The organism is Nitrospira sp. BLG_2, assembly GCF_049222245.1.
In genome coordinates this window covers 1-2,645 of sequence record NZ_JBLYIG010000731.1, presented here as the reverse complement: position 1 = coordinate 2,645, position 2,645 = coordinate 1, and the positions used below count along the sequence as shown (strand labels likewise).

Genomic DNA, 2,645 nt, shown 5'->3' with positions numbered 1-2,645 from the left:
GCTCATGCAAATGTTTCCGGAACAAATGGCAGCATAGCTGAGGGTGTAAAAGGTGGAGGTCAATCATACACCGTAAAAGTTACTACACCCGATCAGTGTTCAGCAACGGATGATGCAGTCGTAACAGAGATTCTGAATATTCCGGTTGTTACACTCATCAGCAATCCAAATGGAATATGTGATCCCGCTTTGGCTTCTTCAAATTTTACCGGTAGTGTAACCGCCACGGTAACCTTTGGCGGTGTACCGGTTGTGCTCCCTGATCCAAACTATACCTTTCAATGGTTTAATGGTACCCAGGCAATTGGAGCACCACGCGCGGAAACAACTCCATCCATAACTTTACTTGATAGCGGCTTCTACACCGTTGTGGTTACCCGCACCGATCTGGGTTGCGCATCCACACCTGAAACAGAAGAAGTTACCAATACAACCATCTTACCGGTGATTGCTGCTAACGCTAACGGATCTACAAATTGCGATCCGCTATTGGCAAACGGTAGTGTTCAGGTTACCGCTGTTGATGGCGTTCCGCCTACGGCAACCTATAACGTTGAATGGCATCGTGGAAATTCTATCGCGGGTTACCTTATTGCAAATGCTGCTGTTAGTCCAGATACTTTACAAGGTGCAGTCGGAAGATTTTATACCGCTTTAGTTACGAATACAATTGACGGATGCCAGAATACTACGACAGTTGAAGTACCTGACGCTAAGATTATTCCTGTCATTTCTCTTAACCCTACACCTAACGGAATATGTAATCCTGCATTAACAAATCCACCAGCGCAATTCAGCGGTCGGGTTGATGCAACAGTAAACAACCAGGTAGGTGCGATTGGTGATTACCAGTTTACATGGACCGATGAAGAAACCTCAACAACTATTACAGGCGTAACAGGGCCGTCACTAACAAACAGAGATTCGAGCTACTATACAGCAGTTGTTGAGCACTTACCAACGGGCTGCTTATCTAATCCTGTTACTGTGGAAGTTACACCGTTGATGGTATTACCGGTCATCACTGCTGATGCAAACGCTTCCACGAATTGCGCACCATCACTGGTGAACGGTGGTGTTCAGGTCACAGACGTGGATGGCAACATTCCTCCATCCAATTACTTGTATGAATGGCATAGAGGAACAACCCTTGCTGGATATCTGATTGCTAATTCCGCTATCAGCCCGGATACCCTTCAGGGTGCGGCAGGAAGATTTTATACCGTACTGGTTACCGACCGGGCCGATGGCTGTCAGAGTACAGCAACCGTTGAAGTGCCGGACGACCGTCAACTGCCTTTGATCACGCTCTCATCCAACGACAACACTATTTGTTCGGGGGTTCCCAATGGTATAGCCTCTCTTGCAACCTTGGTTGACCGTGGTGTAAACGTACCTTCTCCCTTTACCGGTTACACCTTCGCTTGGGAAACAGGCGCCACCACATTTACTCTGGGGAGTCGGGTTGCCGGAAACTATTCGCTGAAGGTCAGAAGTAACGCAACAGGTTGTGAGTCTGACTCGGCCTCGGTGGATGTCAATGAAAACTTCTTTATCCCTCCTGTTACGATTGCTGCCACCAATCAAACATCGTGTGATAATTTAAACCCGAATGGAATACTCGCAGCCACCATTGATGAGACGGCTATTGGAGGGGGTGCGGCCGTTACAGCAGGCTACACCTTTTCGTGGGAAAACAACGGAAATCCGTTTTCAAGCCCTGGTGCAGCGGCAGGCGCAACCGCCACCATTAATAACCTGGCGGGAAATTTATTTTACTCAGTGCTGGTAAGACGTACAGCAACGGGTTGTGAAAATACAGAGTCGGTATTCCTTCCAGAAGTCATCACCTTCCCTATTGTGACTGCTGCAGTGGGTAACAACGTTACCCGATGTGATGTTCCAAATGGATCCGTTATTGCCAATGTGAGCGGTGCCCAGGTAGGATACACCTTCTTCTGGTTAAATGAAGTCGGAAGTTCGCAAACAGGTAACCCCAACACTGTGATCAGTAATGCCGATGCCACCATCGTTGATAACGGAACATATCCCAATCTGGTACCTGGTTACTATACAGTAGTAGCACGTGATAACAATACCTCATGTATTTCTCAACCGGTTACACGTGAAGTGCAGGATGCCACTATTCAAACAACATTAACCATTACGCCCGGTCCGGTATTTCCTTCTACCTGTGGGGCGAGCGATGGACAAATGAGCGCAACAGTAGCGGGGGGCGTTGGACCTTTTACCATGTTTTGGCATTTCACCGGCCCGATCAACGACAGTATTAATTTTTATAATAACCCACCACAGTTTACACCTCCGAACGATGTGCCTTTCACTACCATTGCAGGAGCTGTTTCGAATCTAACTAATCTTGAATCCAGGCTTTATACGTTGGTAGTTCGCGATAATGGTAACGGATGTGGAAATTATCAATCGGTGTTTTTGCCTTTCATTAATGCACACACCATTTCAACAAACCTGACACCTTCAACCATCTGCCCTTACACAATAGGGAATGGAGAAATTGAAGTAACAGTTGGCAATATTACTGGTGGTAACGATTTCCAGGATTATTCTTACAGACTCTACCGCGGTGAAAACCCCGATCCTGGTCTTCAGCTTGGGCCTGTTGTTGG

Annotated in this window: 1 protein-coding gene; it reads left to right on the top strand. The window is 47.1% G+C overall.

Translation table 11 applies throughout. From position 1 onward, the window contains the following. Positions 1-2,645: hypothetical protein (locus tag ACOSYY_RS19620; RefSeq protein WP_421664643.1), on the top strand; the 2,645-nt coding region annotated here is incomplete at both ends.